The sequence below is a fragment of the Planktothrix sp. FACHB-1365 genome (assembly GCF_014697575.1).
Taxonomy (GTDB): Bacteria; Cyanobacteriota; Cyanobacteriia; order Cyanobacteriales; family Microcoleaceae; genus Planktothrix.
This window is the reverse complement of record NZ_JACJSC010000026.1, coordinates 61,899-81,806: the sequence shown is the minus strand read 5'-3', so window position 1 is coordinate 81,806 and position 19,908 is coordinate 61,899. Positions and strand designations below refer to the sequence as shown.

At 40.3% G+C, this 19,908-nt stretch carries 8 protein-coding genes; 1 reads left to right on the top strand and 7 read right to left on the bottom strand.

The window, feature by feature from the left end:
* Positions 1–141: 141 nt before the first annotated feature.
* From H6G57_RS22220 to H6G57_RS22180, 7 genes are all read right to left on the bottom strand, one after another.
* A complete protein-coding gene (locus tag H6G57_RS22220) occupies positions 142–10,686 on the bottom strand; it encodes a DUF4347 domain-containing protein (RefSeq protein ID WP_190522590.1) in 10,545 nt (3,514 codons plus the stop codon).
* A gap of 217 nt (positions 10,687–10,903) precedes the next feature.
* Complete coding sequence (locus tag H6G57_RS22215; RefSeq protein WP_190522588.1) at positions 10,904–11,653, bottom strand: HAD family hydrolase; 750 nt, start codon at positions 11,651–11,653, stop codon at positions 10,904–10,906.
* A 110-nt stretch (positions 11,654–11,763) separates the two neighbouring features.
* Positions 11,764–12,273 carry a diguanylate cyclase gene (locus tag H6G57_RS28735; RefSeq protein WP_304608945.1) on the bottom strand — a complete coding sequence of 170 codons (510 nt, stop codon included), beginning with the start codon at positions 12,271–12,273 and terminating at the stop codon, positions 11,764–11,766.
* Between the two features lie 9 nt (positions 12,274–12,282).
* A complete protein-coding gene (locus H6G57_RS28730) occupies positions 12,283–15,771 on the bottom strand; it encodes a PAS domain S-box protein (RefSeq protein WP_199314415.1) in 3,489 nt (1,162 codons plus the stop codon).
* A gap of 179 nt (positions 15,772–15,950) precedes the next feature.
* Positions 15,951–16,535: a DUF99 family protein gene (locus H6G57_RS22190; protein ID WP_190522586.1), complete on the bottom strand. Its 585-nt coding sequence runs from the start codon at positions 16,533–16,535 to the stop codon at positions 15,951–15,953.
* A 44-nt stretch (positions 16,536–16,579) separates the two neighbouring features.
* Entirely contained in the window at positions 16,580–17,578 is a 999-nt protein-coding gene (locus tag H6G57_RS22185) for a hypothetical protein (RefSeq protein ID WP_190522584.1), read from the bottom strand.
* Positions 17,579–17,704: 126 nt separating this feature from the next.
* Entirely contained in the window at positions 17,705–18,496 is a 792-nt protein-coding gene (locus tag H6G57_RS22180; RefSeq protein WP_190522582.1) for a Crp/Fnr family transcriptional regulator, read from the bottom strand.
* Between the two features lie 295 nt (positions 18,497–18,791).
* Here H6G57_RS22180 and H6G57_RS22175 point away from each other — a divergent pair, with 295 nt between their 5' ends.
* Positions 18,792–19,859: a sulfate ABC transporter substrate-binding protein gene (locus H6G57_RS22175; RefSeq protein ID WP_242049059.1), complete on the top strand. Its 1,068-nt coding sequence runs from the start codon at positions 18,792–18,794 to the stop codon at positions 19,857–19,859.
* The last annotated feature ends 49 nt before the right edge of the window (positions 19,860–19,908 follow it).

Genomic DNA, 19,908 nt, shown 5'->3' with positions numbered 1-19,908 from the left:
GGGAAATCCTTATTTAATTAATATCAGAGTTAGAAAATTTATCTCAATTCTAAGGGATTTGGAGCATAAATTTTCTGAATTCATCCTAAATTAAATAGGAATTTCAAATTGGGTTGATACGGATGACGACTCTTGCAACTCCTAGAAAATAGAAGTCGTAAAGTCCTCTGAAGTTAGCAAAGTCAGATCAACATTATTGAGGGTTGCCAGAAGTATTCCATTCACCTGAATTTGAGTCGTACCCATTACCGAGGTTATACTCAGTTGCTCAAAGCTCAAACCCCCATCGAGAACAATCAGATCTTGACCCTGGGTAAAGTCAGTAATCATATCAGGGCCATATCCAGAAACGAGGACAAAGCGATCGCTTCCTTCCCCACCCGTGAGGGTATCTGCACCTTCGGCTCCTACGAGCAGGTCATTATCGTTTCCGCCGATGAGTTGGTCATTTCCTTCTCCGCCATCGAGGGTATCTTCTCCATTGTCTCCAAAGAGAATATCATCACCAGAGTTACCATCGAGTAAATCATTTCCTTTACCACCCCAGATGAAATCTTGATCGGAGTTGCCGGAAATTGTATCGTTATCTGGGTTGCCATAGAGGATGTCGTTACCCTCATTACCCTCGATTAAATCGGCTCCCAAACCCCCAAACCCACTATCGTCTTCACTACCTCCCCGCACTTGGTCGTCATTGCGTCCACCGAAAACTTCATCCTTGCCATCCGCACCATTAATAAGATCGTTATCCTGGTTGCCGTTAATCCAGTCATTGTCACTATCGCCTGAAATTGTATCATTCCCCAAGCTGCCAAAAGTTCGGTCATTTCCTGAACCACTTGCAATTTGATTGTCATCCTGACCGCCAATAATTGTATCGTCTCCATCAGTTACGACAGAGGAGTTTAAGAGATTTTGATTGGGTTGTAAGTTCGGAAAAGTGATCGGTTTAATTAAGTTAGTGGGGTCATAGATATTAAATACCTTGTCACCCGTGTTGTCTGAAGAAGTTTCAGAGGGTGCAACAGTCGGTGCTGGTGTTGGTTCTGGGGTAGGTTCAACAGTTGGTGCTGGAGTCGGTGCTGGTGTTGGTGCTGGGGTGGGTTCAACAGTGGGCTGAGGTGTTGGTGCTGGGGTGGGTTCAACAGTTGGTGCTGGTGTTGGTGCTGGGGTGGGTTCAACAGTGGGCTGAGGTGTTGGTGCTGGGGTGGGTTCAACAGTTGGTGCTGGTGTTGGTGCTGGGGTGGGTTCAACAGTTGGTGCTGGTGTTGGTGCTGGGGTGGGTTCAACAGTTGGTGCTGGTGTTGGTGTTGGTGCTGGTGTTGGTACAGGGGTGGGTGCAACAGTTGGCTGAGGTGTTGGTTGAGGAATAGCTTGAACGCTCAAGTTGAACTGATCACTCACACTCGCTCCACTAAGATCACTAGCTGTAACAGTGATGACAAATGGACTAACAGTATTAATAGTAGGAATACCACTAATTAAGCCCGTTGCTGGATTAAGACTTAAGTTATTCGGAAGTTCTGGTGCTGAGAACGTTAAAATATTACCATCAGGATCACTAAAGTAAGTCGAGAGATTCAGATTAAAGGGTTGGTTTTGTTGAATACCAATCTGATCAGGAATTTCCCCTATCCGTATAGGACTATCGTTAACAGATTGAACATTAATTTTAACTTCTGCATTGGCAACATTGCCTTTACTATCCGTTGTTAAATAAAAGAAGCTATCTTCACCAAAATAATTAAGAGCAGGAGTATAAGTAATGGTTTGACCATCGGTGCTAACTTCTAAGGTTCCACCTTGACTACTTTCAGGAAGAATTGCTGTAATTTGTCCGGCTTCATTCGTTTCTAAACTGCCAACAGTTGTTACTTTCAATGTGTCATTACTATCCTCATCTTGATCATTTTCTAGCACATTAATAACTATGGGAGTATCTTCTAAAGTCGTTATATTATTGTCAGCATTCGCTTCAGGAGTGTTATTTAATATATCCAGTTGGAAAGTCGGATCTTGAGCCGTTGCAGCTTGAATTTGGGTTGTTAAAGCTTCACCTGTATGATCGGTGATCGCTTGTTCTATAGATAGACTTCCGGTTCCTACTTTTTGCAAATCGGTTGCCGTTTTTCCTTGAACGACCTGCTGAATTTTAGCAATTTGAATTGATTTTTGAACTAAATCAATATTCGGATCTGAAATAACTTGATCAATGCGAATATTTCCAGCAACAATAATATTAGCAACACCTGTGGATAGATTAGTTGTAATATCAGGTTTAATTGCTTTAATAATCCCTTGTATTTGAGTGGAATCGCTGACATTGAGTGTGCCATTGGGTTGATTAATTTTTGTGATAATTTCGTCTAAAATCTGATCGGTTGCTGCACTCATTCCTCCGCCTGAAGAACCACTCAAAAACTCAGAGAGTTGCACTAAGGTATTATAAATTTTAGCTTGTTGACTAAATACAATTAACCCGTCTTGATTGCCATTAGCGATTTCTTTAAGGGCATCAAATTCATAAAGATTAATATTAGGAAGTCCTAAAGCCGTTTTAACTTGGGTTTGTGCGGCTTCTGGATTTACGGGTTCAGCTAATAATCGAACTAAGGTAGCAAAAGGATTACTAACGAGTTGAGAGTAACCTGTTGCTAATTCAACGGATTTAAAAGCTTCAATTTCAACGGTTTTTCCTTCATTCGGATCAAGGCGACCGTTGCCATTTTTATCAAATTGATCAACAGGAATATTTAGCTCATAAGTACCATCACTGGCTTTATAGGCAAAGGGTTCGTCAGCTTCTTGAATTCCATTATCATTAGCATCAAAGAAAACCCAAGATTGAAGCATTTGCTTCCGAGCATTTGCTTGATCCAAAAATCCAGAACTATTATCAAAAATACTATCAATAATAAAATTATTGTCAATAACTTCTTGAACAGTTTGAGTTAAAATAGCACCATTGAGATTGAGTTTGGGGTCTTGGTTTGTTAAAGTTGTGATCGCATTTTCGAGTAAATTCTTGACAATGGTTTCATCACTCAAATTCGGTGTATTTCCCTGCTCAATTAAGGTTGCAACACTTTGAAATAATTCCTTAGCAATTTCTCCCGTTGTCATAGAAGAGGAAGGTTCTTCACTATCCAATTGTTGATCACCATCGAGATCTAAAAAGCGAATTCCACCGTTAAGGCGATCGCTAATAACTTCAGGTTCTCCTGTATCAAACTGGTTATTATTATTGCTATCAAGGTAGAGTAAACCCGCCTGGTTTTTCACTTCGGCGGAATCAACTTTTAAACCGACAAAAGGCGTTTGTGAAAGGGTCTGTGTGGCGGTAATGATTAGGTTTTGAAGTTGTACCTTTAACGCTAAAACTCCTATCTCTACATCAGTGGGAATATCTGCGAATACATCCAAATTTGAGGGGAGACTAAAAGCCTCTTTAACTTCAGTTTTAGCCGTTTCAAAATCAGGCGTTATCAGTTTTGCAGCGATGGATGTCAGGGGGGATGCAATTTTGGCTGTGGGTAAGGTAATTAGAGTAATACTTTGGTCAAGGAATGTTGATGTATCAACTCCATTGATAACAATAACTCGACCTTCATCAGCATCAATAATGCCATTGCCATTCTTATCTAAATTATCTAAAATATTGAGATTGTAGCTACCATCTGGACTGGTAAAGGTGCTAGGTTCGCTAAAAGGTTCACTGAAGGGTTCGAGAAGTTGAATCGTTGCTCCTGTATCCAGATCGGGGACTGAATAAGTATCGCGAATTCCGTTATTATTAACATCCTCAAAGTCTCGGATACCATTATTATTGAGGTCAGCATAATCTTGAATTCCATTAAAATTAGCATCCAGGAAAACAGTCGCTCCCGCAATATAACCATCTTGTACTTTTCCAAGACTGCTATTACCAATTTTGAATTCAGCTAAATTAAAGGTAGCAAAATGTTCATCATATACAGTCTCCCCAAAGAGATTAACTTCGGCTCCCAGAAAAGCGTTAATTTCTCCTAATAAACTCAAAAAATTATCAAAACGGGGAACAATTTCCGAAACCGCATGAATGCGACCATCATCGGTTTTATTGGCTTCACCTTGGTCTACTAAATCTAAGTTAAATAATCCTTCAATTCCGCCTTTGAGATAACCAGAAACAGCTAAAAGATCTAAACCGGCTCCGGCTGCAATTGTAGCATTGAGTTTAACTTCTGGAATATCCGCACCCGTACCATCTGCATTTTCACGATCACTAATATAGAATCCATCTAGGATACGGTAGGCTTGATTGGCGGCAAAATCTTTGGCTTTCCACTGACGCAAACCGAAGGTATCCATACCCATTGCAAAATCGGCGGCTGCGCCAAATTTACCTTCTAATAAACCCCGAATCGGGCCATAAATGGGGAAGGTTTTTCGGACTCCTACATTAAACGCAACTTCAGGAACATCAAAAGTAAATAAAGGAACATCTTGACCTAATAATAAAGCAGTCGCCTTAATCGGATCTTTCAGCAGGGGAATATCAAATAAAGATTGATTGCTTCCATCTCCATAGGTGAAACTTTTAGTAAATTCAGTAATGGATTTTTGACTAGAATTCCCTGGATTTTGAATAATCTTATCCAGTTCGGTTTTAACGTCAGTGGCTTGTTGTTTAATCTCACTTAAATTAATCTTGCTAAAATTAGCAAATTTTGATAAGGGTAGGCGGTTAGCAAAATCTTGGAGAAATTTAATCGCTTGCTGTTCTGCACTATCAGTTTTGGTTTGTAAGAGATTTTCGAGTTCATCCTTAAGCAGATCTGTATTCGTTTGAAGGTCGAGAATATCTTGAAGATTTGGTAAAGGAATATCTTGAGTAAAACCTTGGATAAATTCAATCGCTTGCTTTTTGCTACTATCAGTTGTTGTTTGTAAAATTGTATTTAATTCATCTTGGATAATGGTGATATTTTGCTGAATGTTAGGAATCTCTTCAACAGAGGGTAAAGAATTCTCTTTAATTAAGTTTTGAATATATTTTATGGCTTTCTGTTTTGCTGTATCGGTTGTGGTTTGTAAGATAGTTTCTAAGTCATTTTTTAGCAGATCAATCTTTTGTTGAATTGCCAAAACATCATCAAGATTGGGAAGAGAAAACTTCTCAGTAAATCCCTTTAAATATTCTGCGGCTTGTTTTTTAGCGGTATCCGTTGTTGTCTGTAATATCTGATTAAAATCATCTTCTAAGCTGGCTGTACTGTCTGTAATTGCACCAACTTCAGACAAACTGAGATTGCTCAAATCTTGCAATTTAGGTAATGTAAAATTCCCCAAAGGAATTAATATTTTTTCGTTTGGGGGTAAGCTATTAACTTGTTGGACAAAGTTATCAATCTTGACATAAGTATCTAAAAATTTGAAAACACTGGGAGGAAGTTCATTCCCTAAAAGCCGTAAGATCACATCAGCGAGTTCTAAGGTTGAAACTTGTCTATCCCCTCCATTAGGAATCGGCCATTTCTTATCAAAGAATCCAGCTAATCCTAATTTTGAGAGTAATTGAGTATCTTTAATTAAAACATCTATCAAAGGACGGAAGGGTTCTAAAACTTGATCAACTTGTTCTAAAATCGGTTTAGCAAAGTTACTAACAAAGCTCCCTAAATCAATGTTAACATTCTGAAAACTAATTTGTGGCGTTTGGGGGCCAGTGACTTGAAAACCGTCTACTTTTAGAGCATCAAATTGTCCGACTAACTCAAAATCAAAAGAAGGAATTGCTGCATTTCCTAGAAAACTTGTACTTGCTTTTAACCCGACTTTAGCGTTAGCATCAATATTAATATCAAACAAATCTTCCAAAGTGGCTTGATTCGTTTTCCGAAGTTGGTTAAACCCTTTTAATTCCGTTAAAGTGAGTCGGTTTCCATCCCCAGAATCCTCAACTAAATCGCCTTCTGCATTGAGATCAATATCTTCTAATCCCAATTCGGCTTTAAATTCTGCTTGGGTTTTTTGAGTTCCACCGTTCACTTTATCTTCGACTCCATTCGCAACATTCAGAGCTAGGAAACCCAGGTTAGCTTGAGCGTTAAAATTATCATCTAAACCCACTAACGCATCGGCGGTAAGTTTGGTTTGATCAGTATCAACATAGAAGCCATAATCTTGATTATAACCAAACTTTAAGTTGAGATCATATTGAAAATTTGTTTTGGCTTGACCATCGACTTCTAAACCCAAGGCGGGTAAACCAAAATCTTGAGATAAATTAGCGGTTGTATTATAACTATTTCCGAGATCAATATCAAAGGAAATTTCTTGGGGAAGAGAATCGGAAATTACCTTAACATCGGGAAAAACAGCTTTTAATTTATCCGTTAATAAGGTTTGTAACTTTTCTTGAGTCAGATTAGCTGTTTTTTTGATTTCATTAATAATATTATTTTTTAAGGTGTCAATAAAGGCAGGTTCAGCACCACTGAGAGAACCAATAATCGGAATACTGGTGTCTTTTAACATCTGTTTCAAACTTTCGGCGATCTGCTCCAAAAGTAAGGCTAATCCATCTGCAATTTCACTGGAATTATAGGTGGGTTCACTGATAGCAACATTGACAGTAGGAAGGGGTTGACCGTTGATTTTTTCTCCATTATTATAAGCAGAAGTTCCATCGGTACTACTAGAACTTTGAGTGATGAGTTGTTCTAAGGTTCCGGCTTTATGATCATCTAAACCGACAACAGTAATGGTTTGAGCTTGGTTCCAATTGGTCGCATCAAAATTAAGTTCAGTAATAGGATTTTTCCCAGCATCAAGCAGTTGTAAATGACTACTATCGTACTTGGGTTTAATGGTAACAGTTTCACCAATACCCGGAGAACTGGTGAGAGAAACTTGATAAGTATCTGTTTTATTAAAATTGGGTGGAGTTGGATTTTGTTCAACAACTTGAGTCCCGCTTCCAGTTTCGAGAACACGCACACCAGGGACATCATCATCGGTGACAAGTACGCTGACCGGATTAACAGTTCCGATTTCATATCCTGACCCCGTTTCTAATTTAATACTAACCGTTTCTCCTCCTAGTTCAGTAATTAAATCTTGAATCGGGGTAACGTTTAAATTAACTCCTGTTTCTCCCGGTGGAATGTAAACTGAACCGGATTTATTAATCGTATTTAACCCAACAATTGTATAATCTCCCCCCGGATTTGCGACTCCAGAAACGGTATAATTAACGGTTAATCCTTCATTGGGTGCAGGATGATCTAATACCATCTGAAACACACCAGGAATTAAGCTTTGTTCGCTACCATTTCCCACAGGTTTAATTTTAACCGTCGGATTATCGTTATCCGTTATTGCTACATTGACGTTTCCTTTTAACCCAACATAAAGCGGATCATTACTATTAGCAATATAGCTAATATTACTAATCTGTTTACCTTCTACAACGTCATCATCAACCGCTTTAACTGTCACGATTTGAGGTGTACTAGCATTTTCCGGGGTAAAATTTAAAGCAATGGGTTTTCCCAGTCCATTACCAAGATCAATTTGTGAATCTGGGGTAACATTAACAACAACATTATCAATCGGAAAACCTGTAAGAACGACTTGAAAACTATCTGTTATTCCCGCTTCGCTGACTTCTGTACTACCATCAGACTGAGAAATTAAAACGTTTTCAGTTTCATCATCAATATTAGTCGCCGTAATATCCTCTAATTTCAGTGCGCTATAGTTCGGATCATCGCTGCTAATATTCGTTTTAATATTATAGGTAATATCACCATCTCGTTGAGTATCATCAACCCCTTTCACTTTAACCGTTTGGGTTTGATTCCAGTTACTACTATTAAAAATAATAGATGAAGTTTGAAGTTCAGCTTCTGTAGTATCAGAACTGGTAAAATTAAAGGTGACAGGTTGTTCCGGTTGGCTATTTAGTCTGACGGTAAAACTCGCTTCTCCTCCCTGTTCGTGAGTCGAACCATTCATGGCAGAAGCGGTAATTCCTACCGTATCATTATCAGTAATACTATGTTCTATGGGTGTGGTATCAATGGTATAAATAGACCCATCTGGTTTGTCATTTTTGAGGGTAATTTTAACCGTTTCATTGTTTTCATCAATCAAATCATCCAGGGTTTCTAAAGGGAGAGCCGCACTGGTTTTTCCAGGGGGAATGGTAATAGAAGAGGATAATAAGGGAGAATAATCCGATCCATTTTTGGCTGTTCCACTAATTTCATAAGAAACCTCTAATCCTAAAGGTTGTCCGTCACTTTTAAGGGGAGGATTTTCTAAGAGTTTTCCGGTATCGGGATCAGCTAAAAAGATACTAAAACTTCCTGATGTTGGCCCCGTTTCTGAAGGGTTGCCGATTTTCCCTAATTTAACAATAGGCTGTTTTTCATTATCTGTAATGGATAATGTGGCTTCTCCTTGACTATCTTGAACGGCATAACCTTCTAAATCGGTAGGTTCAATTAAACTAATTTTTAAATTTTCTGCTGCTTCTATTAAACTATCGTCAACGGGTTTAATATTAATCTCAGCACTGGTTTCTCCAGCAGGAATAATAATAAAATCCGCAGGAAGTTCTGTACCGTTTAAGGTAGCAGTATAATCATCTGTAGAAGTAGCTGTTCCTGTGATGGTGTAGCCAATGGCAAGTCCACCATCGGGAGCAGGTTTACTCAAGTTAATATTAAAGGTTCCAGCAGTTTCATTTTCTTCTGTAGGGGTAGTTCCAGCCGTAATACTAACTTCGGGTTCGTTATCTTCAAGGGTTAATTCTGCACTATTAGAAACCCCAATATTATAAAAATTTGGATTCCCGGTTGCTAGGGTTAAAATAATCGTTTCATTGGGATCAAAACGGCTATCATCTGTTACGGTAACTGGAATTTCAAAAACGGTTTGACCCGCAGGAATGGTGATGCTTTGAGGAATCGTATAATCTGTGTCTTTTGTTGCCGTTCCCTCAATATTATAATTAACAGTAATATCGTTAGAAAAAGCTTGATCAAGTATCAGTTGGAAAGAGCCATTTGTAAGAGGTTCTGAAGGGTCTGTTAAGCTAAAAATATTAAGTGTGGGAAGGGTAAGAGTCCCTGTACTTCCATACACATCATTATCGGCTGTTGAGGCAGAATTTCCACCGTAATTTGTGCCAACCGTATTAACGGTAGCACCTCCCATCATAAAAATAGCCCCGCCTCTACCTTGGCCATTCTCTGCACCAACACCGCCTTCTGCACGGTTGTTATAAAAGTTGGTGTTAATTAAGTTTAAAGATGCACCATCCTTGACAAAAATCGCCCCACCTAAACCAGCACCACCGCCACCTTGAGCACCATCTTGGACTGTTCCGCCACCGCCACCGCCATTGCCACCGAATTCTCCTGCCTGACCTCCGGTTCCCCTGTTACCATGTTCTTCGTCACCTAGTTCACCATCATCTCTTCCACCGCCACCGCCACCACCGCCACCGCCACCAAATCCTCCGGCACCGCCATTACCACCATCACGACCCCCATCAGGAGCTAATCCTTGATCTCCACCGCCACCACCTGCACCGCCACCACCTGTTCCAAAGTCACCAGATATCCCATGTTGCTTGTCTTGAGCGTTAGCACGGTCATCACTCCCATTGGGATCACCCGCCTGACCCCCAGCACCCGGAGATCCCAATACACCGTTTAGCTGACCACCACTGCCTCCAGCTTGTCCTGAACCCCCGTCACCATTACCACCCCGTCCAGCACCGCTAGGAGAGTTCCCCCCTTGAGCTTTGTTATTATTAAACGTGACGTTCTCAACGGTGATGTTCCCGCCTTGGACATACAACGCACCCCCAGCCCCTAAACCACCACCACCACCAGTAATTCCATCCCCTCCCTTGGCTAAACCATTTTGCAGAATTAGATTAGAAAGAACAATTTTTCCATTAACAATGTTGAAGATTTGAGCACTGTTACCTCCATCAATTGTGTGACCGTTCCCAATAATTGAGAGAGGTTCGTTATCCTGAAGATCGAGATTAAACGAGTTAAAAAATCCGTTAATATTAGCCGTTATAGTAATTTCATCCGGTTCAAAGTTATTCCGGGCTTGATTTAAAGCATTGGTTAAGTCAAAAGCGTTACCGACAGAAAAGTTTGCTAATACACTTTGATAAGCGTTCATCGCTTCAATTTGAAAAGCTAGGGGCGCATTAATTAACCCCGTTGCATATTCTAATAACCAATCTCCGCCTAGGTTTGTATTACCAGTCAGGTCATCGGAAGCGGCAATATCTGCTTGGGTAATTTGACTTAATTGTTGTACAAAAGCTTTGCCTGTTTCCGAATCAGCGACATTACATCCTAATAATAAAATATCTCCATTGGGGGTTAGACTTTCTCCCCATTGGCTTAAAGATTGAGTATAAATATTTAGCGTTTCAGAGGTTAACGTTGTTGTTCCTAATTGCAACAGTCCGTCTGCACCATGAGAAACGATTTGGATGCTGTCAATATTGCTTTTTTGCGATAAGACGTTTGTAATTTGGTCAATTCCGTCCTGGGTCGCATCCAGAATCATCACTTCAGCATTTGAGGGTAACGTTTCAACTAAGCTTTGATAGTTTTCAACGCCAGAATCAACGACAATCAGGGTTTTTCCAGACTGAGCATTCATACTTTCCTTTTCCTTAACTTATTCTATTTTGATATATTCAAAGAATGAGTAAAACTTTATTGTTTGGTATTAAGGTTAAAAGCATAGGTCAGGGAAATCAAGTGTTGATTGTAAATTTTTGTTAAGATTTTATTTTGTCAAACTTATCAGATACAACGGTTTATATTTGATAACATTTTTAACAAGCTAAAATCAAACGGTTTCGTTTTTTATAGGTTTAAAAAATAGATTGAATTAATGTTAAATCTAAATAACTTTTTTTAGAAATATCCCCCGCTAATACTGTAAACGGTAGATCGGGTTCACCCAAATGATTAACGACTAATACAGCATCAGTAAAATCTTGATGTTTTGTATAATCGTTGACAGTAATTATTGTTTTTAACTTAGCTTGTTTTGATGCTAAAAATCCATGATGAGAATCTTCAAATACCAGACAATCTGCTGAATTTAATCTTAATTTTTCTAATACATAAAAATAAATATCCGGGGCTGGTTTTTTAGCAGGAACAATATCCCCAGCCGCGATAATTTCAAACCAGTCTGGATGAATAGCTGTATTTTCTAATAATGCTAAAACATTAGGTAAAGCGCTAGTTGTTGCGATCGCTAACCTGATTTCCTTTTCTTTTGCTTCTTGAATTAACCGTTGTACCCCAGGACGCAATGGAATTAAACCTTGATCTAATAATTTTCGATAATATTGATTTTTTAACTGATGCAAATCTATAATTAAATTATCTAAATTTTCCGTTGATAAAAACTCCGGCTCATATTGTTCAATATAATAACGAATACGCTCTTTCCCTCCCCCAATTGCCAATAATTTACCATATAAATCAATAGACCAATTCCAAGGAATACCTACCTCATTAAAAGCTTGATTAAAAGCAATTCGATGACCATCTCGTTCCGTATCCGCTAAAGTTCCATCTACATCAAAAATTAAAGCTTGTAGTTTTCCCATTTTCTTGTTCCTTATTTTTTATTAATTAAATTATAATTATATAGCAGGGAACAGGGAATATTACCCATTCGTAATTCGTAATTCGTAATTCGTAATTCGTAATTCCCTCTTCATAGATTATTGCTAACGGCTCGATTTCGTCCCTGGGTTTTAGCTTGATAAAGTGCCTCATCTGCCGCATTAATTAAATCTAAAGGAACCCGATCTAAAGTCGGAATTATAGTACAAATGCCAATACTCATCGTTACCCGTTGACTGATAGCAGAAGCACAATGAGGCAGATTAAACTGTTGAATTGCTTCTTGAATTTTCTCAGCCACTTGTAACGCACCTTCTTGATCCGTATGGGGTAAAATGACTACAAATTCTTCCCCTCCATATCGAGCCACTAAATCAATAGAGCGCTGAACCCCTTGCTGAAGTGCTTGAGCTACTTGTTGTAAACAAATATCCCCTTGAGAGTGCCCGTAGGTATCATTATATTGTTTAAAATAATCAATATCACAAAGTAGTAAAGACAGGGGACGTTGTTCTCGGATTAAACGATGCCATTCTTGATTTAAAATCTCATCAAAACAACGACGGTTAGCAATTTGGGTCAGTTGATCCACCATCGCCAAATTTTGTAATTATTGGTTAGCAAACTGCAATTGTTGATGAAGTTCCGACTGATGAATAGCGATCGCTAATTGAACAGCTAACTGCCTCAAAAGTTCAATCTCTAAAGCATACCATTCCCTCGACCCACCGCAATGATGGGCAACCAATAACCCCCATAAACCCTGATTTTGTAAAATCGGAACCACTAATTTGGCTCGAACTTGTAGTTTTTCTAATAACTCTAAATGACAATAATCAAGGTTTGCAGTATAGATATCGGAAGTCGCCTTAACTGTGTGTTGTTCAAATGATTTATTCTGATTCTGCACAAAATAGGTATCTGTAATTTCCAGATTCAAAATCGATTTCCAACCCGCTCCCACAGACTCCTTAACGATTACACCACTCCAATCAGCATTAAACCGATAAATAATCACCCGATCCGTTTGTAAAAACTGCCGCACCTCAGCAACAGTTGTTTGTAGAATCTCATCTAAATCCAAAGACTCCCGAATCCGTTGGGTGATAGTATAAATCATCCGTTCTCGTTCACCCTGTTGTTTTAACGCTTCTTCGGCTTGTTTGCGAATACTGATATCCGAAAAAGAAGTAACAACTGCATAAGGTTGAAATTGATCGGAATGAAATAAAGGTTGGGAATTAATCGAAATCCACGTCAAATCCCCATCCGGTTTATGAACACCCATAATCACGTCAAATTGGGGTTCTCCCGTGCGTAACGTCACCATCGCCGGATGGTTTTCTCCAGGGAAATCGGTACCATCATGTTGAATCGCCCACCAGCGTGAATCAATAGAAGTCCGGCCCATCATCTGATCAGAACTTAACCCTAAAATCCTTTCTGCGCTTTGATTACAAGCAACGATCTGACCATCTGCTTGCTGGAGAACAACCCCCTCACCCATAGCCGCAATCACAGACCGATAGCGCTCCTCGCTTTCCCGCAAGTCAATTTCTGAGCGTTTCTGAGCCGTAATATCCATCGCTACGCCGATCATACGGATGGCTTGACCGGATTCGTTATAGTAAATTTGTCCTTTATTACAGATCCAATGAACGGCTCCTTCGGCTAAAATAATCCGAAACTCGACATGATAATCATAAGTTTCTGACAACGCACCCCGCACCGACTGATCCACCCGTGATCGATCCTCTGGATGCAGTATCTCTAAAAAGGCTTCATAGCTGCGATCATAAGGGCCAGATAAACCAAACATCAGCCGGAGTTGCTCGGAGTAGAGAATCTCGTTACTGAGAATATTCCAGTCCCAAGTTCCCATCCTCGCGGCTTTTAAGGCTAAGGATAAATGAGTTTCCCGTTCTCGCAGGGTTTCCTCCATCGCTTTGCGTTTTGTAATATCGGTATGGGTTCCAATCATGCGTAGGGGAAAGCCTTCGGGGCTACGGCTGAGAATTTGACCGCGATCAAGTATCCATTTATAGGTTCCGTCTTTACACAAAACCCGATGTTCACTAATATAGTGTTCAGTTTCTCCTTGAAAATGTTGGTTAATCTTGCCAAAAACCATCTCAATATCATTAGGATGAACTCGTTTTTTCCATTCGTCTAAAGTGTTGCCAATTTCATGTTCTGCAAATCCCAACATCTCCTTCCACCGACGGGAGAAAAACACTTCATTCGTTTGAAGTTGCCAATCCCATACCCCATCTCCATTCCCTTCTAAAGCATATTGCCAACGCTTTTCACTGGCTATGCGATCGCTAATATCTTCAAAAATATATAATCGTCCAAAATAGCGATCGCTCTGATCTCGAATTTGGCTAGAAAAACGGCGAATTGTGCGTCCATCCGAAAAAGCAATTTCATCTTCTATTACCGTTCGATTATTCTCTGATTGTAAGGGTTTACAAGACTCAGCAAAAGCCGGAACATCAGCAATTAAAGGAATACAATGGGGAATAATATCGTTATTTTTTAACACTCCTTCTAACATCTGACCTTCTAAATGTTCAATCCCCCAAATTTGACAAAAACGATGATTAAAATAAAGAATATTATCGGTGCGATTATCAACAACAAAAAAAGCCAAATTAGAAGTATCCGTCATTGAACGTAATAACGCTTCTTTCCAGCGCAATTCCTGTTCGACACGCTGACATTCAATTTGGGCAACTTGTTTTTCAGTAATATCTTTTTCATTCACCAGCAGCAATTGATGACCCGTCACTGGATCACGAGTACAACGCACATCCAACCCATGCCAACGAATCCCATTTAAAGTATAAACTTGAGTTTCAACACTAAAAACTGCACCAGATTGGGCGGTTAATCTTGCCGTTTCTCCAATATTGGGATCAACAAAATGACGAACAAACACATTATCCTCAGCCCTATTGGGATGTAGAGTATCCCCATAGCAACGCAAAGCGGCGGGATTTTGCATTAAGGGCACCCCATTCAAAGTATACAGAGAAATCATCACACTTGTATGATGCAGGACTTCTATGGAGCGCAATGTTTCAGGAGTATTTTCATTCACGACCTCCCTTATCCCCTCCACTAACATTGCCATTCGACCCGTTTCAATTTTAATTCCCGAACAAGTACAACGAACAGAAATCGGCTTTCCTTCAGGATAAAATGTCCAGGTTTCGGTAATAGTTTCCTCGTGTTGAAATTGTTGTAAATAAGTGTTTAAACGAATGCGAGTTGCTTCAGAAACATCCTTAAAATTTCGGTTAAGTAATTCTTCTCGATTGGTGGCATTCCAGATATGAAGGGCGGCTTTGTTTGCCCACCACATCTGTAAATTCTCAATATCAAAAATCCAGATTGGAGTTTGAAGTCGATCCCATCCCCTTAAATCCGCTATTGATACCGGAGATTCATCAACCGAATGGCAACAGCCACATTCTTCTGTAGAGAGAGTATGGGAGGAAGGTTGCAGAGTCTGGTGTTGCCATTGATGGAATTGCTCAAGAGGTTGATTCAGTTCTCGGTATTGGACAGCGATAGCTAAATGAATCGCCACTTGTTGCAGAAATTGAATTTCTAAGGGTTTCCAGTGACGGGGACTGTGACATTGATGAACAATCAACAACCCCCAGAGATAGGGATGGGGGGACGGGGGGACGGAGGAAGGGGACGGGGGGAGTAGAATCGGGACAACAAGATTAGCCGCGATATTTAATCGTTGTAAAAGCTGTTTATAACAGGGTTCAAGAAGTTTAGTTTCAGTATCTTCAATGAAGCTAATTTTTCCTTGGCGATACAGGTCTACCCATTTGGCTTGAAAACAGGGATCGTAAATCAGTTGTCCGATAATCGGTGAGGTTTCGATGCTCACGGATTCTTCTGCTATGACGGCATCGCCTTCGGGTAAAAAACGATAAATCAAAGCCCGATCGCATCCCAGTATGTCCCTAATTCCTTCGACCGTCACGTCTAAAATATCACCTAATTCCAGGGGGCGGTGAATTTGTTGCGTAATTGCCATGATTTGATTCAGGGTTTGCTCTAAAGCGATTGCAGACATTGGTAGATGACCAAAGAGCATGGGAATAGCAGAAGATTAATATCTGTATTATTGACTACCTAACTTGCTTTTGGATCGGTTTCATTGAAAATGCGATCAAAAGGAATCGTAACTTTATCAAAAATTTACAATTGTTTATTGAAACTTTAAAATTTCTTAAGGGTTTAACCCTACAGAAATCAAGCTTGACTACCACTTTGGCCCCGAATAATAGCGGCTCCAATCAGGTGCGCTAATCGTAATGCTTCTGGGACATTTCCGCAATCTGTTATCCGGGATAAAGCGAGCCTAATAATATCAGGATTTTCCCCGCATACTTGAAAGAAAAAAGGGGGATAAGTGTAGATTGTTCCAGCTTTTTTTAAATATTGGAGTCGTTTTTCAGGTTCTGATAAATGATAAATTGCCTGTTCAATTTTATTAAAATTAGGATAATGTCGCATGACAGTAACACAGGGTTTTTGTAAACGATCAGCTAATTCAGGTAAATCAATTAAATTGAATCCGCCAAATCCAATCCCATCAATTAAAACTAAATGTAATTGAGGTAAAAATTTTTTATTAATTAATAGCTGACAAATTTGATCCGTTGCATCCCAACCATCTTGTTTAACTTGTCCCCAAACCATGCCTTCAAAGCGAGTTCCTCCACAAACAACTCCGGCAATATAAACAGTTTGATCAATTCCCCGTTGAAAAGGGGCATCATCAAACCCAATCACCCGAATCACACGGTTGAGTCTCAACAGAGATTCTAATTGCATATCTGAATTAAAATACAGTTCAACTAGAAACTGTAAACTGTATTTTAATTCGGAGCAACGGCAGCTTTTTGTTGTGCCACTTTTTGATAATTTGCGTATACAACGGCTCTATCTTCAGCAACCTTAAACTTCGGATGAGATTGGGGAACTTTCTTCATCAATTCACTGGCTTGTTGCCATGCCGTTGCTACTTTTGTCCAATCCGCTTTAGTTTGGGCTGTTTGTGCTAAATTCGCTGCATTAGTCGCTGTTTTAACTGCTTCTGCAAACGGATCAGCCGGCGTTGCTGGAGGTGCACCTGGTTTTGGGGAAGCCGATGGAGTGGGTGCAGAAGATGTGTTAGAAGGTGCAGACTCCGAAGACGGGGAAGAAGCGGACGGAAGGAAGGGTAAGCGGAAAATTCCAGTCAAATGTAATCCGGCTAAGATCGCTAAAAGTCCGAACCCACCCAACAAAGCCAACAGCAAAACCTTACTTTTTGGCTGATTGGGTTCCACCTCTCGCGTCGTTTGCTCCTGATCATCATCATCATCAGGATCATCATCCTCTTCAGGATTATAATCTGATACTGGATTACGATTCCCTGGAGGCAGGTAATCCTCCTCATCAACAATATCGTTATCGTCGATAATTTCGTCATCAATCTCATAATCATCGTCTACATCTTCGTCATCCACTAAGGGAACAGAAGATTCATCTAAATGGACATCAGCCACTGAATGAATAGAGGGAGGGGGTGGGGTTCTGAGAACAATTTCTTCTTCCCAAAACGGTAAATCATCTCCAAATTGACGTCCATACACTTTAATTGTGTAAATTGTTTCAACGCCGAGGCGATCCATGCCATTGCGGACAAAGTTCACTAACTCTTTTTGATGGTTAGGAACTTGATCGCCTTCGAGCATGACATGGAGATAGCCGTCATCTCGCATGACATCGGCATTGATGCCTTTGGCTTTCAAGGAATGGTTAATTGCGTCTGCGATCGCTTTAGGATCACCGCTTTTCGCAAGTTCCCGTCGGTTTTGATCTTGGGGTGACATAGCTAAACCTCTTTTGGGGTAACGGTTCAAGCATCTCAATGATACTATCACTCATCAATCGCTGTACAACTATTTTGTTGAAGTTAACCGTTGACGGTTAAATGTTAAGGAACCGAACTTTTAAAATTACTTCAACGGCCACCAGGAGACTTTATCACGGGTCGTACTATAAGTTTCTTTGAGTCCTTCGGGGTCAATGACTCGAATGGTGTCTTCTGAAGCATCATGAGATTTAGCCGCTTCAATTAATTTCACTTTTTGCATTCCTTTGAGGACTTGTTCAACGGTGCGGTGGTTTAATTGACAGGAACGGGCAATCACATCAATGGGTAAATCAAACGTATAAACCCCATCAGAATGAGGTTGATTTCCTAAACTGCGTTCTTGATAAACTAAGGCTCTTAATAAGGCAGCAACGGCTTGAGGCGGGTAGGAACTGCAATTGAGTAAATGATACTGAAATTTTTCCCGCAGTTCAAAGAATTTATCATAACGCTCCCGCACGACTTCGCTATTTTCATAAATGGCTTTGAGGGTATCGAGGGGAAGCTTAATCACATCGGTGGTTTTGTACGCTTCTACTAAACTGGGAAACGCTCGACTCATCTGACCAAAACTAAACGGGAGATTTCTCATCCCGAAACATCCCCCCGGATAGCTAATGGTGATAATCCGGTCTAGGGGGGTACTGCGGATAATAATTGGCCCGCCACTAATAATAATGTAGAGAACATCTAAAAAAATATGAGGACGAAAAGCCGTATACACAGGACGGTTGGAATAAAGCTTTTCTACCGTGAGGTCTGGAGGAAGATATTGAGCCAACCAGTTAATCTCTAAGTCTTTGAAGAGGTAGTTACTCTCAATCAAAAGTTTTGCTAACTCGATTGCTGCTGCTGAAGGTGCTTGTGCTGCCATATTGTCCTTTCCTACTGCGACTTCACCGGATTGATCACCTATATCTGGCCTAGGGGTAGCAATGCTGGGTGTGCAGTTTCTTCCACAATATTTCGGGGTTGAACACTCCGCTTGCACCACTGGATCAACCTACTCTCTATCTTGACATGGCAAAGGCATTTGATTGCAAACGCAACTCCTCAAATTTTGAATCGCAAATGTATTGAAATTAAATTTAAAGTAAGATAAGATTGAACCACAATTAAAAATGAAAGGTTGTGTAAATGAATTCCAGCCTAATCTCAGGAGTTTGATCATGCGAATCCGTTCCTCTGCTAAATTCTTTGGTTGTGTCGTCACCGGACTAGCCCTCAACACGATGATGGTGGCTTGCTCTTCACCTAACACCGCCAATAATCCAGCAACACCCCAAGCTCCATCGGACAAACCGATTAAACTCACCCTCGTATCCTACGCCGTCACCAAAACGGCCTATGAAAACATCATTCCCAAGTTCGTAGAACAGTGGAAAGCCCAAACGGGACAGACCGTAGAGTTTGAACAAAGTTATGGCGGTTCTGGCTCCCAAACCCGTGCCGTAATTGATGGCCTCGATGCCGATGTGGTGGCTTTAGCTTTAGCTGGAGATACCGCCAAAATTGAGAAAGCTGGACTCATCCAACCGGGTTGGGAACAGGAACTCCCCAATGACTCTATCGTGCATAAATCCGTTGCCGCCTTGGTACTGCGGGATGCCAATTCCGGTGTCAAGGGATGGTCTGATTTAACCCGTGATGATATTCAAGTGATTACTGCTAATCCCAAAACCTCTGGGGGAGCGAAGTGGAATGTTCTGGCTTTGTGGGGGAGCATTACCCAAGCCGGAGGAACGGAATCAGAAGCTCAAAGCTTTGTTGAAACTGTGTTTAGTCGCGTTCCTGTGCTTCCGAAAGACGCTCGTGAAGCCAGTGATGTGTTCTACAAACAAGGTCAAGGAAATGTCTTAATTAATTATGAAAATGAAGTAATTTTAGCGTCTCAAAAAGGAGATAAACAACCTTATATCGTGCCGACGGATTATAACATTTCGATTGATAATCCTGTGGCTGTTGTTGATGCCAATGTAGACAAACATGGAACCCGTCAAGTGGCAGAAGCCTTTACCAAATTCTTATTTACACCTGAAGCACAACGAGAGTTTGCGAAAGTCGGATTTCGACCCGTTGAACCAACGGTTGAAGCGGAATTTGCCAGCCAATTTCCTAAAGTTGAAAAACTGTTTACTGTTAAAGATTTAGGGGGCTGGAAACAGGTAGATACTCAATTTTTTGCGGATGGGGCATTTTTTGATCAAATGCAAGCTAAAATCGCTCAATCTAAATAGAAAATAGCACGATTTTGCTCCCCTACATCACTTTTTATTTCTTGATTTA

Excerpts from the sequence above, each read along its gene's own strand:
- H6G57_RS22220 (WP_190522590.1), bottom strand. The coding sequence starts at position 10,686 with ATGAATGCTCAGTCTGGAAAAACCCTGATTGTCGTTGATTCTGGCGTT.
- H6G57_RS22215 (WP_190522588.1), bottom strand. The coding sequence starts at position 11,653 with ATGGGAAAACTACAAGCTTTAATTTTTGATGTAGATGGAACTTTAGCG.
- H6G57_RS28730 (WP_199314415.1), bottom strand. The coding sequence starts at position 15,771 with ATGTCTGCAATCGCTTTAGAGCAAACCCTGAATCAAATCATGGCAATT.
- H6G57_RS22190 (WP_190522586.1), bottom strand. The coding sequence starts at position 16,535 with ATGCAATTAGAATCTCTGTTGAGACTCAACCGTGTGATTCGGGTGATT.
- H6G57_RS22185 (WP_190522584.1), bottom strand. The coding sequence starts at position 17,578 with ATGTCACCCCAAGATCAAAACCGACGGGAACTTGCGAAAAGCGGTGAT.
- H6G57_RS22180 (WP_190522582.1), bottom strand. The coding sequence starts at position 18,496 with ATGGCAGCACAAGCACCTTCAGCAGCAGCAATCGAGTTAGCAAAACTT.
- H6G57_RS22175 (WP_242049059.1), top strand. The coding sequence starts at position 18,792 with ATGCGAATCCGTTCCTCTGCTAAATTCTTTGGTTGTGTCGTCACCGGA.